At 41.1% G+C, this 12,950-nt stretch carries 17 protein-coding genes; 4 read left to right on the top strand and 13 right to left on the bottom strand.

What is annotated here, in order from left to right:
- Positions 1-54 precede the first annotated feature (54 nt).
- Both BEP19_RS07940 and BEP19_RS07935 read left to right on the top strand, forming a co-directional pair.
- A complete protein-coding gene (locus tag BEP19_RS07940) occupies positions 55-1,524 on the top strand; it encodes an aminotransferase class I/II-fold pyridoxal phosphate-dependent enzyme (RefSeq protein ID WP_120189318.1) in 1,470 nt (489 codons plus the stop codon).
- Positions 1,525-1,691: 167 nt separating this feature from the next.
- Positions 1,692-2,678 carry a 4Fe-4S binding protein gene (locus BEP19_RS07935; RefSeq protein WP_120189317.1) on the top strand — a complete coding sequence of 329 codons (987 nt, stop codon included), beginning with the start codon at positions 1,692-1,694 and terminating at the stop codon, positions 2,676-2,678.
- A gap of 34 nt (positions 2,679-2,712) precedes the next feature.
- Here the strand turns inward: BEP19_RS07935 and BEP19_RS07930 are convergent, their stop codons facing one another.
- Positions 2,713-3,231, bottom strand: a complete 519-nt coding sequence (locus BEP19_RS07930; protein WP_120189315.1) for a MarR family winged helix-turn-helix transcriptional regulator — start codon at positions 3,229-3,231, stop codon at positions 2,713-2,715.
- Positions 3,232-3,445: 214 nt separating this feature from the next.
- Between BEP19_RS07930 and BEP19_RS07925 the strand changes: the two genes are divergently transcribed.
- Positions 3,446-3,883, top strand: coding sequence for a DUF1885 family protein (locus tag BEP19_RS07925; protein WP_170145352.1), 438 nt, complete (start codon positions 3,446-3,448; stop codon positions 3,881-3,883).
- A gap of 87 nt (positions 3,884-3,970) precedes the next feature.
- Here the strand turns inward: BEP19_RS07925 and BEP19_RS07920 are convergent, their stop codons facing one another.
- The 7 genes from BEP19_RS07920 to BEP19_RS07895 form a co-directional block, all read right to left on the bottom strand.
- A complete protein-coding gene (locus BEP19_RS07920; protein ID WP_147393779.1) occupies positions 3,971-4,486 on the bottom strand; it encodes a hypothetical protein in 516 nt (171 codons plus the stop codon).
- A gap of 113 nt (positions 4,487-4,599) precedes the next feature.
- Complete coding sequence (locus BEP19_RS17620) at positions 4,600-4,764, bottom strand: hypothetical protein (RefSeq protein WP_170145308.1); 165 nt, start codon at positions 4,762-4,764, stop codon at positions 4,600-4,602.
- 75 nt (positions 4,765-4,839) lie between these two features.
- Complete coding sequence (locus tag BEP19_RS07915; protein WP_120189310.1) at positions 4,840-5,406, bottom strand: phosphatidylglycerophosphatase A family protein; 567 nt, start codon at positions 5,404-5,406, stop codon at positions 4,840-4,842.
- 230 nt (positions 5,407-5,636) lie between these two features.
- Positions 5,637-6,479 carry a PHP domain-containing protein gene (locus BEP19_RS07910; RefSeq protein ID WP_211329328.1) on the bottom strand — a complete coding sequence of 281 codons (843 nt, stop codon included), beginning with the start codon at positions 6,477-6,479 and terminating at the stop codon, positions 5,637-5,639.
- A gap of 129 nt (positions 6,480-6,608) precedes the next feature.
- Positions 6,609-7,385 carry an enoyl-ACP reductase FabI gene (gene fabI / locus BEP19_RS07905; protein ID WP_120189308.1) on the bottom strand — a complete coding sequence of 259 codons (777 nt, stop codon included), beginning with the start codon at positions 7,383-7,385 and terminating at the stop codon, positions 6,609-6,611.
- Positions 7,386-7,487: 102 nt separating this feature from the next.
- Entirely contained in the window at positions 7,488-7,826 is a 339-nt protein-coding gene (locus tag BEP19_RS07900) for a hypothetical protein (RefSeq protein ID WP_120189307.1), read from the bottom strand.
- An 85-nt stretch (positions 7,827-7,911) separates the two neighbouring features.
- Positions 7,912-8,688: a hypothetical protein gene (locus BEP19_RS07895; protein ID WP_120189306.1), complete on the bottom strand. Its 777-nt coding sequence runs from the start codon at positions 8,686-8,688 to the stop codon at positions 7,912-7,914.
- A 120-nt stretch (positions 8,689-8,808) separates the two neighbouring features.
- Here BEP19_RS07895 and BEP19_RS07890 point away from each other — a divergent pair, with 120 nt between their 5' ends.
- On the top strand, positions 8,809-9,282 hold the full coding sequence (locus BEP19_RS07890) for a hypothetical protein (protein ID WP_120189304.1): 474 nt from the start codon (positions 8,809-8,811) through the stop codon (positions 9,280-9,282).
- Positions 9,283-9,289: 7 nt separating this feature from the next.
- Here the strand turns inward: BEP19_RS07890 and BEP19_RS07885 are convergent, their stop codons facing one another.
- From BEP19_RS07885 to BEP19_RS07865, 5 genes are all read right to left on the bottom strand, one after another.
- On the bottom strand, positions 9,290-9,547 hold the full coding sequence (locus BEP19_RS07885) for a hypothetical protein (protein ID WP_245983427.1): 258 nt from the start codon (positions 9,545-9,547) through the stop codon (positions 9,290-9,292).
- A gap of 63 nt (positions 9,548-9,610) precedes the next feature.
- A complete protein-coding gene (locus BEP19_RS07880) occupies positions 9,611-10,153 on the bottom strand; it encodes a TetR/AcrR family transcriptional regulator (RefSeq protein WP_120189303.1) in 543 nt (180 codons plus the stop codon).
- Between the two features lie 12 nt (positions 10,154-10,165).
- Positions 10,166-11,182, bottom strand: a complete 1,017-nt coding sequence (locus BEP19_RS07875) for a hypothetical protein (protein ID WP_120189302.1) — start codon at positions 11,180-11,182, stop codon at positions 10,166-10,168.
- 104 nt (positions 11,183-11,286) lie between these two features.
- Positions 11,287-11,724: a S1 RNA-binding domain-containing protein gene (locus BEP19_RS07870; protein WP_120189965.1), complete on the bottom strand. Its 438-nt coding sequence runs from the start codon at positions 11,722-11,724 to the stop codon at positions 11,287-11,289.
- A 95-nt stretch (positions 11,725-11,819) separates the two neighbouring features.
- The gene (locus tag BEP19_RS07865) at positions 11,820-12,938 is read right to left on the bottom strand and encodes a hypothetical protein (RefSeq protein ID WP_120189301.1); all 1,119 of its coding nucleotides are present in this window, start codon (positions 12,936-12,938) and stop codon (positions 11,820-11,822) included.
- Positions 12,939-12,950 lie beyond the last annotated feature (12 nt).

Genomic DNA, 12,950 nt, shown 5'->3' with positions numbered 1-12,950 from the left:
TATTGAAAAAAGTGATAGCTCCAAGCGGTGAGCTTTGATCAGGGGGGAAAACAGTTGAATCAAAATCAAACACCTTTATTTTCAGGGTTATTACGATATATAGAAACAGACCCGATCCAATTTCATATACCAGGACATAAAAAAGGACAAGGGATGGACCCGACATTTCGAGAGTTCATCGGCGACAATGCGCTCGCGATCGACTTAATAAATATCGCCCCGTTAGATGATTTACATCACCCTAAAGGAATGATACTCGAAGCTGAGCAATTAGCCGCTGACGCTTTTGGAGCAGATGTCACTTTCTTTTCGGTGCAAGGCACAAGCGGAGCAATCATGACAATGATTATGGCTGTGTGTGGACCCGGCGAAAAATTAATCGTTCCCCGTAACGTTCATAAATCAGTCATGTCCGCAATTATCTTCTCAGGGGCAATTCCGATTTTTGTGCATCCTGTGATGGATCCAGAGCTAGGTATTTCGCATGGGATTACGGTTGATTCTGTGGAAACCGCATTAGAACGTCATCCTGACGCCAAAGCTGTGCTCGTCATTAACCCAACTTATTTCGGCGTGAGCGCTGATCTCGCTGGAATCGTGGAAACAGCGCATCGGTACGAAGTACCTGTGCTCGTCGATGAAGCTCACGGCGCGCATATTCACTTTCATGACAAACTTCCGCTTTCTGCGATGCAAGCCGGCGCCGATATGGCGGCGACAAGCGTTCATAAATTAGGCGGTTCCATGACACAAACTTCCGTATTAAATGTGCGAGAAGGTCTTGTTTCCGCGGGACGCGTTAAATCAGTGATCAGTATGTTGACAACGACATCAACAAGCTACATCTTGCTAGCCTCATTGGATACAGCGCGCAAACAATTAGCGACAGTTGGCCACGAAATGGTGGAGAAATCACTGCGGTTAGCCGATCTCGCCCGCCAACAAATTAATGACATCGAAGGTATTTATTGCGTCGGCGAAGAGATATTGGGCGAACCAGCAACGTTTGCGATGGACCCGACGAAATTAATCATCCACGTAAAAGGGTTAGGTTTAAGCGGACATGATGTTGAGGTTTGGTTACGAAACGAATCTCGCATTGAAGTTGAATTAAGTGATCTATACAACATTCTTTGTATTGTTACACCTGGCGATACAGAACAAACTATTACGGCCCTTGTCGAAGCGCTCAGACGTTTATCGAACGAAGTTACCTTAAACAACACGACTTCATCGGTTACTGTGAAACTACCTAAAATCCCCGCGCTCGCTATGACGCCGCGCGATGCTTTTTATTCCGAGACAGAAATCATTCCCTTGCGTGAAGCGCAAGGAAGAATTATCGCGGAATTTATTATGATCTACCCGCCAGGTATTCCCATTTTCCTGCCTGGTGAAATTGTCACGCAAGAAAATATCGACTACATTCGTAAAAATCTTGAAGTCGGCTTGCCTGTGCAAGGCCCTGAAGATGAAAGCATTGAAACAGTTCAAGTCATTAAACGTCGTAAACCGATCCGATAAAAATAGTCAGAGGCAGCCGAGTTGGCTGTCTCTTCTTTCCTGTTATTACATCATTCACGTTAGTAACTGTTTTAAAATTTAATTCACAAACAATTCACTTCTTCTACCCCATAACGTATGAGACAATTATTCTAAAATTGTTAGAAACAGAAAGGGTAGGAAGTAAGATGAAAATATCTAGACCGATTGCTCAAGTAAGTTTTTTTCTATTGTTTTTTTTCGTGCCTCTCCTTAATATTTTTAGGGTTGATTTAACTGATCTCAAATTTTACCTTTTTGCAACAACCTTCCGATTTAGCGAAGGGTATATTTTGCTCATCATTATTTTATTTATCGTATTCCTATTTGTTGGTATCTCTAAATGGTTTGGTCGACAATTTTGCGGATGGATGTGTCCACACAACACGTTTTCTGTTTATCTGTATAAATTGACTCAATCTAAAATGATGAAAAATAAGCCTCTTTTATCTCGAACGATTGACTTTAGCTTACCGATTTTTTTAGCTCCACTAATTGCCTTTAGCGCGCTTGCCTATCTCTTCGATCCATTCAACTTAGCGGAACAAATTTTCACTCTACGGTGGAACAACTGGACTGTCGGCGTATTTCTGCTGTTGAGCTGTGTTTTCTTCCTGATGATTTTCCGCTTGCGAAGTCGCTTCTGTCGTCACGCCTGTCCTTATGGAATTTTTCAAATGACATTCGCGGACAAACACTCTAACCTCCGCGGCATAAAAAACATGTTTCAAGGTACAGGACTTGTCCTATTCTTGATCCTTAGTTCACTTGTTGGCCTGCTTGGTTTTTCTCTTTATTCCACAAACAGTTATTCGGCGATCATTGAAAAGCAAATACAAGGCGTACCAGCCGGGGAGTTTTCAACGTATACGTATATTTTAAATGTGCGTAATAACGCCAAAGAAACGTTAAACTGCGAGATTGATTATGAAGGAATTCCCGCTTCTTGGGAAGTTTCTTTGCCTGAACAAATTGAAGTAGACGGCATGATGGCGCATGAAGAAACAATTCTATTGAGAATAGATCAAGCGAGCATGAATCAACATCACAACATTTTGATCACGTTAAAAAATTCGGACGGATCGATTATAGAAAAAAAGCTGAACATTTTTCCTGTCCAGCAGAAAAAAGGCTAACCCTCACGGGTTAGCCTTTGCTTCTTCATCATTATTATGATATTTGACGCGCTCTCTCTTCTCCCTCTTTAATCCATCTAATTTTCTCCTCGCCGTGTAGCTCCTCAGCTAGATGAATTAAACATTCAAAAAAGAGATTAACGACATTCTCTCCATACTTCTTTCTAAAACTCTCTAGCGCTTTTGTAAAATGAAAATCATCTAACGCTTGAATACGACTGTCTTCAATCAATTTTTTCCCTGCTTCTGTTAAAAACACATTCACAACTCGTCCATCTGTGTCACTCTTCTCAATGGTCAGCAGTTCTTTCTCCATCATTTTTCTGACATGAATCACGACAGAAGAGGGATGCCAAAAAGTCCAATCCGCAATCTGTGTGACACGGACACCTTCGTAACAATAAACGATCCAAAGAATATTTAATTGAACTGCGGAGTCTAAGTTCAGCCTTTTCGCTGCAGTCTCCCAGTCATCTTTATTAACGACAGCAATTGCCCGAAACATGTTGAGGGCTTCGTGAAGTTGTTGAACCTGGTCCTGCACATCCTTCATTAGTATTCTCCTCACCTTACAATCCCTATTTTTGCAAATTATTCCTTTATATCTATCTAACATTTGCATTGTTAATAAACTATTATGCTTATTGTATATTTTTCTAAAAATTTAGTCAACCAATTTTTATCAAATGGTTCACCCACTCCGTCTGTTGTAAAACATTGATGAAAATGCTAAGATAAAGAGTGATAAATTCCTAGAGGAGTGAGGGATCGTGAGTAAAAGCGCATACATTAAATTAGTAGAAGCATCCACTGTCCAAGAGATTACGTTGGATGATGTAAAAAGCAAACTAGATCATTACATAGAGATGACCAAGAAAACCGGTCAGCAACTAGCATGGTCATACGGTGATGTATCTTTCCCCTATACGTTAATTGAAAAAGAAGAAGGAAAAGGGCGTTGGTTTTATCTTAAGGGTAATGACCCTAAATTGTACAAATACATCATGTTTGGCGTAGGAACTGAAGAAATAGAGACGGATGGAGAAACGAAGCAACAGCACTACATTCAAATTGCGCTTCCCGATGACAGCACACATGGAGACGTCGGTAAAGCGAATGAATTTTGCAAGTTTTTGGCAAAGGAATTCAAAGGTGAGCTCCATCTATTTAATCAGCGCATTATGTATTTCTATCCTCGGAAATAACAAACACAAAAAAGCAATCCATCGCTCGCATGCATTGGATTGCTTTTTTAAGTGGTAATAAAACGGTTTCGGATGTGACTTTTTGCTTTATCTTGAAACGATAATTGTTTGTCCAATCCTTACTTTTTCCCCATTCCATCTTATAAATAATTGCACTTTATAATCGCCTATTTTATCGAAGGTGATGGGATCTAACGTTGTTATCAACGTTAACTTGGTGTTCTTCGCCCTCGTGTTCACACTTAGCGGCTTAGACTGAATCAAATTATTGCTTGGGTCTAAAACGGCAATCTCTAAAGGTAGCGATTCTGACACAGGCGCGTCAAAGATGTTGCTAAACAAATTCGGCGTTAGTTTCTGCCCTTTTCTTACCGCATTAAACGGAGAAACCAATGAATATTGCTTCGTCGACTCATTGTATTTCAGTTCCTCTGCAATGACAATATTTGCGTAGGTTGATTGGGCAAGGTGTAATTGAACAAATTCACTCACTTTGTTCTCATACTTTCGCATAAAAACGCTAGCCTCTGTCATCGGAGCGAACATTGATGTCGACCCCAGCAATACAATAAGAGAGGTGAGAGCCATAGTTCTGCGTTTCATGGTAAATGAACCCTCCGTATTTTTTCTTATCTATTTATACGCGTAACAAGGCAATTTGTTTTGTTGGATATCCTAATTTAAATAAAAAGTACGGACTTTCTCCTCACACTCTCTTACCAAATATACCGAACGCCGTATTTCCCATTTTTTAGTTTAATAATTTCGACTTCCTTAGGGCTCTTGTAGCCGTAGACCCACCAGTCTTCTTTCATTCGAGTTGCGAGACAGCCCGCCTGAAATTTAGAATCAAAAATTCTTGACCAATAGATCCATTTCATACTAACGAAACTCCTTCATCTTTTTTTCCTAGTGTAACAATGGGAGCGTGAAACAGAAGGAACTCTTGTTCATCCCTATCCCGCTTGTTGGTCTTCATTTCCTTGATCCGAATCTACCTTTAAATTCTTTTCTCGTTCCGCTTCTTCCTCATCACGCAAACGATGCGCCATTCGACTCGAAGCCGAAGCTGCGATACTCGCCACTAAATCGTCCAAAAAAGTATGGACACCGCTTCCTCGCTTCGTATCTAGTTTCTTTATAATACCAACCTTTTGCTTATCAAGATGACCAAATGTCGTAACAGCAATGCTGCCGTATCCAAACACAGAACCTAATGCCAATGTCTCATCACAGCCAAACAAGCCTTCATCACTAGCAACGAGAGATTGCAGCGGTTCAGATAAAATGCCTTTTTCAGCAAGAATATCAAGTTCCGTGCCAACAAGTAATGCATGTTGGATTTCTCTCTTTTCTAACACTGCATTGACACTTTCAATACAACTCTCTATTTTAAGTCCTACGTGATAGGGAGCTTGCATGAGATAGACAACCTCTGCTATATCTTCAATCGTAACTCCACGATCCATTAATCTCTTTAAAGCAGCAGCTTTAACTTCTTTGCTATGAACCTGTCTTCTCATTTCCGATTCTCCTCTCTAACACCAAACCGTTAGCGGCCCCAGTTTCATAATCTTTTCAACTCATCATACAGAGTATTATATCATGAAACACCGTAATGATTTACCCGTATGCTATCTTATGTGAACAAATAAAAGGTTATCACTTCTCAACCTAGTCGGTTCATTCAAAACTGGATAAAATAATAAACCGTGGCAACGGCTTAGCGCCAAGACAACAACTAACTTCTCATTCACCTGTTTAGCCGAATCTCTTTTGAAGCTTGTTGTAGTTGGCTAACTGTTTCATAACCCGTTGATTTTGACCCGAGGTCCCCATGAAAAATTACGCCATTCCGTTCACCGTGAAAATCAGAACCCGCCGTTTGGATTACGCTATATTTAACAGCTAACGCCGCAAAATATTCTTCTTGTTCAGGTCGATGATCGGGGTGGTAAACCTCGATCCCGACCAGCCCATTTCGAAGCAGCTGCTCCACAAGTTCCTCATTATCATATATGCCAGGATGAGCTAAAACGGGAACCCCTCCCGCATCTTTTATAAGATAAATAGCTTCCTGCGGAGTGAGTCGGGGCGGATTAACGTAAGCCTTTCCAGTCTGTCCAAGATAAACATCAAAGGCTTCCTTCATTGTTGCAACGATTCCTTTATCTATAAGCGCTTCCGCAAAGTGCGGACGGCCAATACTCCCTCCAGGCATCTTGCTCTTTTGCTGAACTTCTTCTAAGTCAATCTTAATGCCAAGTTCGTTAAACTTAGCAATCATCATTTGATTTCGCTTATTTCTTACATTTCTCAATTCCGTGAGCCGATTCAAAAAGCGCGTATCTTCATAGTCCACAAAGTAACCAAGCACATGAATATCCTGTCCTTCGTGAACTGAGCTAATCTCAATCCCAGGGATAATTTCAACTCCCCACTTTTGACCAGCTACAATCGCTTCGCGAACCCCGCCAACCGTGTCGTGGTCAGTAATCGCTAACGCTTGCAATCCCTTTTGCTTCGCTCTTTTAACGCTCTGCTCCGGGCTATACGTCCCATCAGAAGCTGTTGTATGCGTGTGGAGGTCAACCATTTGTCTTAGCGCCCCATTTCCTATCGTTTTGAAATTAACTCGAAAATCTATTATACCACAAAGAGGCTGACCGAAAAATGATCTCATCGAGATCAAATTTCTTTTCGGTTCAGCCTCTGTTCGTTTAACTTAATATCCTAACACATGGTAACCCGCGTCGACGTGGATCGTCTCTCCCGTAATCCCACGCGAAAGATCACTCATTAAAAATAAAGCCGTATCCCCAACTTCCGCTTGATCTACTGTTCTGCGCAAAGGCGCCTTTTCTTCAATACTACCGAGGATCTTGTTAAAATCACTAATTCCTCTAGCTGCAAGCGTCCGAATTGGTCCCGCGGAAATCGCATTGACGCGAATTTTATACTTACCCAAGTCAGCTGACAAGTACTTGACTGACGCATCAAGGGCTGCTTTGGCAACACCCATTACATTGTAATTGGGGACGACTCTCTCTCCGCCAAGGTAGGTTAGCGTCACGATGCTTCCGCCGTCGCTCATCAACTCTTTCGCTGCTTTAGAGACCGCTATTAACGAGTAGGCGCTAATATCTTGCGCCAGATGGTACCCTTCCCGAGATGTATTTACCATTTCTCCTTCTAGTTCTTCCGTTTTTGCGAAAGCAATACAATGCGCTAAGCCATGAATGGCCCCGACTTGTTCTTTAATCTGCTGGAAAGCCGTTTGGATGTCCTGATCATTCGTTACATCACAAGGGATCAAAACCTTTCTTTCGGGTTGCAGCGTATCGACTAATTCTTCGACATTACTTTTTAGTCGTTCTCCTTGATAAGTAAAAATCAAGTTGGCTCCCGCTTTATGTAACGATTGAGCAATTCCCCACGCAATACTGCGTCTATTCGCTACTCCCATAATGACATAGTTTTTCCCTGTCAAAAGTTGATTCATATGAGACCTCCTGTAATGTGCGAAATCAATAAAAAGCCACGAAGTTGTTGGTTTATTATACCACTCCGTGGGTAAAAAGGAAATATATTCTAAATAGTTTGCCTATGATCGCCGTTTGTTCGTATTTGTTTTTTTCGGAAACAGACGGCCGCGGTACTCATCCCAATGCTGATTCATTTGTTTTACGTTAGACATCAGACCTTCAACCTGCTCGATTAGCGACTGTAATTCCTGTATTTGTGAAGCAACCTGTCGGTATCCATCACTAATTTTTTGTAGTTGCGTTTGCTTGTTCTGTTCCTTTTTCCAAGAAATCAACATACTCTCTAACATTGACGGATTTTTTTTTAATTCTTTGTATAATTCCGGCTTTGTTTTCAACCATGCCGCAAATAACCGATTTCCCCTCAGTTGCTCTCTTACGTATTTCCGATCATTCATCGAATCTACCTCCATCTAGGTTTATCTCTTAACAGCATACGTAAACCTGGATATTTGGTGGTAGACACAGGCCTATTTTTGTCGCCTAATTGTTAGCGACAGCCCCACTTAATTCCACAATGATCGCGATCAATTCTTGATTCACAGCTTTATATTTATGCTCTTGAATCGGAATCTCTAACCAAGTAAAAACTTGATAGAGATCAGTCAACACGCTTTCTGGGGAATCATACACGCGTGAAATATCCTGATATGTGACAGTCTCAATCCCATGGGCTACAATTGTTCTATGACGAATATCCATCAGCTCATTCATTTTCCTTCCTGATAAAACGTTTACAATGTTGCCCCATCTTCCTCCGCTGGTTTTTAGAATCTGCTTCATCCCATTTAACAGACCGCGGCGTAGTTTAAACCGATGCTCAAAAGCTCTTTTTTGATAAATTCGATCTCTTAAAACATATTCTTCTTTTAACTTGAACCGAATGACAGCATATTTAAATAACAACTCTCTAATTTGAAAGATCCGTCCCAAAAAATCAGTATACGCCTCTCGCTCTAGTTGAATGATGATATTATCAGCCAGCTCATTAAAAATCTCAAACGGTCTTCCTTCATCAAGCAAAGGAAGTTCATCCCGGTAACGGGCAAGGGCATGATTTGACTCAAAATAATGATCTGAAACTAAATCGGTCAACGATTTTGCCGCGGCAAAATTAAAATTTAAACTCCGCTGGCAACTTGAAACTAACCAATAAATCGAACTGTCCTTCCAATTAAGCAAGTCCATTATTTCAACAGCGCCATCATAATCAAACCGCTTAATGAGGCGCTGTACAGCATAAATTTCACAAGTATTCATTTTGTCTCCCATCTGCGCTAAAAAAGACTTTATTAAAGCAATACCAAACTTTTAAATGCAATTCCACTTGGTTTAAGATAAAATCTAGTTAGAATGAGGTTCGAGGTGAACATATAAATTATGATTGAATTGATTGAAGACATAAAGAAGATATTTGACCGTCATAGGATTTATTATAAATATGAACGCGCTTCGAAAGATCGTCACCTTTTCCGTTGGAACGATATGATGCGAGATGCAGGAATGGTAGCTGACAATGTCATTCTGGATATTAATATAGACGAGTTACATGAAGCTATATTTATTGGCCTGATTCGAGTTCCACATCCTTATCGGGCAAAGGGCATTGGCAAAGAAATTATCGACACTTTTAAGCGTTACGCGATCGAACATCATTTTTCTATTCTAGTAGAAAGCGCCCCTGAAAATCTACCCTTTTGGCAAAAGATGCACTTTTCTATCTTCTTATTTGAAGATTACGGATTTTGGATGATGGGATATGGAGGAAAAAGCAAACAAATGTTTAAAGTAAAGTGGTCTCAGATGAAGCCTTTTCTTTATGATGACGAACCGGAAAAGGAAGTCCACTCCTAAGAATACTTTAGAATTTACTTAATTCATCAATTTCTTTCACATGACGGTGACCGCATGTGGGACAATCAAAGACATGCGGACAACGACCGCTCTGTTGGTCATCGCTAATTCCGTTTGATTTCTTCATTCCCTCAATCTCCAAGTATGGACTATAGTCATCGAAAAAGTCCATATATCGACCGATGTCATTCATCGAACAATTACACGATGGACATTTCAGTTCGTATAGTTGTAAACCATTACACAAAGGACATATGGTTGCCAAAGGAATCAAACCCCCTTTCTAAAACATATGTCCTTATTTTTCATCATGGCCTATTTTTTATTCTTATTTTCGATCTAAAAAAAGACGGCGTACTTCTTCAAAACTCTGTTTCGCGTCAAATCCAGGATCAAAAATCGCCTGTAACGCCAAACCATCTAACAGGGCTCGCAGGATTCTTCCACTCGCTTCACTCTGCTGCGCGAGCTCGTTCATCTCCTGGACCCTTTGCTGCATGACCTGCCCCATCGTTTGCTTCATCTCTCGGTTGTGTAAGGCTAGCCCAATTAAATCAAATAGAAGCTGTTGCTGCTCCGCTCGGATATGGGTCTGGTACTCTGTTTCTTTTAAGTACGCCTCCAACGCTTCTATTCCATTCAATTGTTGAAATGGCTTCAGCTCTTGTGGAACGCTATTTTCCAGGTAATCGATCAACAAAGAAAGGAGTAAACAATCTTTCGTCTTAAAATGATAGTATAACGCTCCTTGTGTGACCCCCGCTTGTTCCGCTACGTTTTTCAACGTAACCTTAGCTTGGCCTTCTTGCAATAACTGTTGTTTTACCGCATGAATAAAATCCTCTTTTGTGATCCGCTTCGGTTTCCCCATTGTGAGTCACCCCTACTGCTCCTCGGCCAAATAAGGATTTGCTCCTTGTCCATTCCACAAGGAAGCCAACCTTAGCCTAAATTGATCACTCAACTGAAGATGCCGCAATTCCCCCGCCTTAAATTCCATAATTGGGTAACTTCCTTTCTCTAACGGTTTTTCGCGGAGCGTTGTTAAAAATTGCGGGAGACTTAAAAATACAGCCCCAAACGGGTCCGCCTCCTGCCGAGCCGATGTCCATAGCTGAAATAATTCCTCATGCTCTGAACTAATATAAACCGTAAGCAGCTGGGCCAACTCCCCTTCCGCTGTTCGCTCATTTTGCTGTGAAACCCAAACGAGTAACTGACTTGTCCTAATATTAGCTTGAGGATGATACTTAATCATCGTAATTGCCTGCAACACAGCAGACATCACATGCTCTTGGGCTTCCTGTTCTCCCTGTTTTGCAATCATGGAGGAGAAATCAAGGGCATACCCAAACCCCATTTGCGTCAATTGCTGGTCCGTTAATTGGTTCGCGTCTACCTCTTCGGGCGCCGCCTCTTCTTGCTCTTCTTCAGTAGAACTCAAATTCTCTTGTAACTTTTCAATATTCCGTTCCGCCTCGGGCAATTCATACGCTTCCGAGAAGATATGGATAAATTGATCATCTTTTTCAACTGCGAGAGAGTGAATCCAGACCTTTTCTTGCGATAAAATGCTTTCTAATCTTTGCATTTCAACGGGGTCAGATATTTCGAAAGGAATCGGAAATCCCAATGGATTCTCGGGATCGGTTAAAGTCCAAACGATTAAAAACAGCTTGTCTTTATGTCGCTTAAAATCAATCACAATTTTCGACTCGGTCGATGCGCTAAAATCTTCAATGTCTTGAAACACAATAATTAAATCCGTATGATCGTTTTCACCTGGTCTTGCAAAATAGCGATTCCCTTGATTCCATACTTGCTCATATAAATCAGGAAATGTATCCTCATCTAAAAAATGACCAACGGTTTCCGCAGTTAATGGTTTTTCCTGTTGCATATTTATCACTCCAAACTTTGAGAAGTTATATTATTGGATTCCTTTTGTTCTGTTTATTATGAAGGAAAAAACGGCATTCTATTTTTAGAACACCGTTCTAGAGCTTATCTTCTTTTTTGTTTTGATTGTAGTTGTTGGAGCCGCTCTTCACTTGCCTTCATCCACTTTTTTAACTTTTCCTCGAGAGAATCCATCTTGTCCTTTTCAGATGGTTCCCGTGAGGGACGTGGTCCCTGGCTCGTTTGACGGCCGTCTGAGCGTCTATTAACGCCGCTAGTGGACTGTTGTCCATCTTTTCTGCTAAGCGGCCTCAACTCTTTAATGGAGAGTGAAATCTTATGACCTTCCATCGCGATGACTTTCACTTCCACATCATCGCCGACCGTAAGATAATCTTCCACTTGTTTTACATACTCCCTCGCAATTTGAGAAATATGCACGAGACCTGAGCGGCCGGATGGCAGCAATACAAAAGCCCCGTATTTCTTAATCCCGGTTACCTTTCCTTTTAGCGTGTCCCCTACAGATATTTGGTTTGACATAATAATAATCGCTCCCCCAAAACCGAGTATATATGGCGCATACATTACTTCCAGTATATGCTCCCTATTCGATTTATGTGACAACAATCTGTTGGTTACTGGAATTGGTCCGTAAAATCAAGAACGATTCGGTCTTTATCTTCCTTAACCCAATCCGCAAGCTTTTCCAGCGCATCCACAATATACGCTTTAAATGCCGTGAGCTCATCGTCATTATAATAAACGAAACTGTCTTCTATTTCTGTCGTTACAACTAAAGACGTTAAAAATTGGGTCATCGGATAATCCAAATTATTTAAAAAATAAAAGATATATGGGTGCTGTTCAACAAGCAGCGAAGCCCAATCATTCACTTCTTTGCGATTCATTAGTTTCAGCAGGTCCTCATGTTTGGAAAATCCATAAAACGAAAATAACAAGGTTCCTTTCATCTCTCTAGCGATTTCTGGAGATTGTAAAGCTTGTTTTAGATAATGATCGATCTGCTGAATATTTTCATTTTCTACTTCCTCTTTCGAAATCTTAAGCATAGCTTCAGCTGATGGTTGTTCTTGCTCATCCTTTGAATGTTGTTCTTCTTGCGCATGTCTCTTTAAAACTTCTTCGCGCCATTGTTCAAATTCATCAAAAAAAGTAGGCGTGATGGTCATATCCAAGGCATCAAAGAATTGTTCTATCTCCGCCTTATAATCGGTTCCTAATCCTTTGCTCGTTTCATAAATCATCAAACAGCGTTCTTGCAAAAATAAATTAAGCTGTTCGATTCGTTCCGGAAGGAGAAACTCACGGTAAATATCCATCGTTGCCTGATCTGTCTTATCGAGAAAATACGTTAAATCTACAATATCATGTTCAGCTTTGGAAAGATATTTATTAACCCGCTTGGCCGTTAATACATCTACATTTTGCAGGTTATCGGCTAGTTGTAGCTTAAGACGAGTCAGCATCGCCTCTGTCTGGCTTGCTTGCTCGTATAAGTGTGTTACCGCGTGGTATAGTTCTCTGTAGTTAGGTGGTTCTAGCCATTCCCTGCGGATTGTCACCTTCTCGCGCGGACCATCCTGTTCATCCGCCGCAAGCCCCGCTTGCTGACCCCCGGCATTTCCTTGATCACCTGCTTCTAGCAGGTGTTGCGCGTCGGATTGCTGTTCTGGTGTGACAGCCGTTTCATCTGATCCAGATGAAAAAACTCGTTTAAAAAAACTTTTGATCATAGATAAAAGTCC

This window comes from Ammoniphilus oxalaticus (assembly GCF_003609605.1).
In the GTDB taxonomy this organism is placed as follows: Bacteria; Bacillota; Bacilli; order Aneurinibacillales; family RAOX-1; genus Ammoniphilus; species Ammoniphilus oxalaticus.
The sequence above is the reverse complement of the archived record's forward strand: the minus strand, read 5'-3'. Positions and strand labels throughout refer to the sequence as shown.

Bases quoted from the DNA above. Each gene is read 5' to 3' on its own strand.
- BEP19_RS07935 (WP_120189317.1), top strand. From the start codon at position 1,692: ATGAAAATATCTAGACCGATTGCTCAAGTAAGTTTTTTTCTATTGTTT.
- BEP19_RS07930 (WP_120189315.1), bottom strand. From the start codon at position 3,231: ATGAAGGATGTGCAGGACCAGGTTCAACAACTTCACGAAGCCCTCAAC.
- BEP19_RS07920 (WP_147393779.1), bottom strand. From the start codon at position 4,486: ATGAAACGCAGAACTATGGCTCTCACCTCTCTTATTGTATTGCTGGGG.
- BEP19_RS17620 (WP_170145308.1), bottom strand. From the start codon at position 4,764: ATGAAATGGATCTATTGGTCAAGAATTTTTGATTCTAAATTTCAGGCG.
- BEP19_RS07915 (WP_120189310.1), bottom strand. From the start codon at position 5,406: ATGAGAAGACAGGTTCATAGCAAAGAAGTTAAAGCTGCTGCTTTAAAG.
- BEP19_RS07910 (WP_211329328.1), bottom strand. From the start codon at position 6,479: ATGGTTGACCTCCACACGCATACAACAGCTTCTGATGGGACGTATAGC.
- fabI (WP_120189308.1), bottom strand. From the start codon at position 7,385: ATGAATCAACTTTTGACAGGGAAAAACTATGTCATTATGGGAGTAGCG.
- BEP19_RS07900 (WP_120189307.1), bottom strand. From the start codon at position 7,826: ATGAATGATCGGAAATACGTAAGAGAGCAACTGAGGGGAAATCGGTTA.
- BEP19_RS07895 (WP_120189306.1), bottom strand. From the start codon at position 8,688: ATGAATACTTGTGAAATTTATGCTGTACAGCGCCTCATTAAGCGGTTT.
- BEP19_RS07890 (WP_120189304.1), top strand. From the start codon at position 8,809: ATGATTGAATTGATTGAAGACATAAAGAAGATATTTGACCGTCATAGG.
- BEP19_RS07880 (WP_120189303.1), bottom strand. From the start codon at position 10,153: ATGGGGAAACCGAAGCGGATCACAAAAGAGGATTTTATTCATGCGGTA.
- BEP19_RS07875 (WP_120189302.1), bottom strand. From the start codon at position 11,182: ATGCAACAGGAAAAACCATTAACTGCGGAAACCGTTGGTCATTTTTTA.
- BEP19_RS07870 (WP_120189965.1), bottom strand. From the start codon at position 11,724: ATGTCAAACCAAATATCTGTAGGGGACACGCTAAAAGGAAAGGTAACC.
- BEP19_RS07865 (WP_120189301.1), bottom strand. From the start codon at position 12,938: ATGATCAAAAGTTTTTTTAAACGAGTTTTTTCATCTGGATCAGATGAA.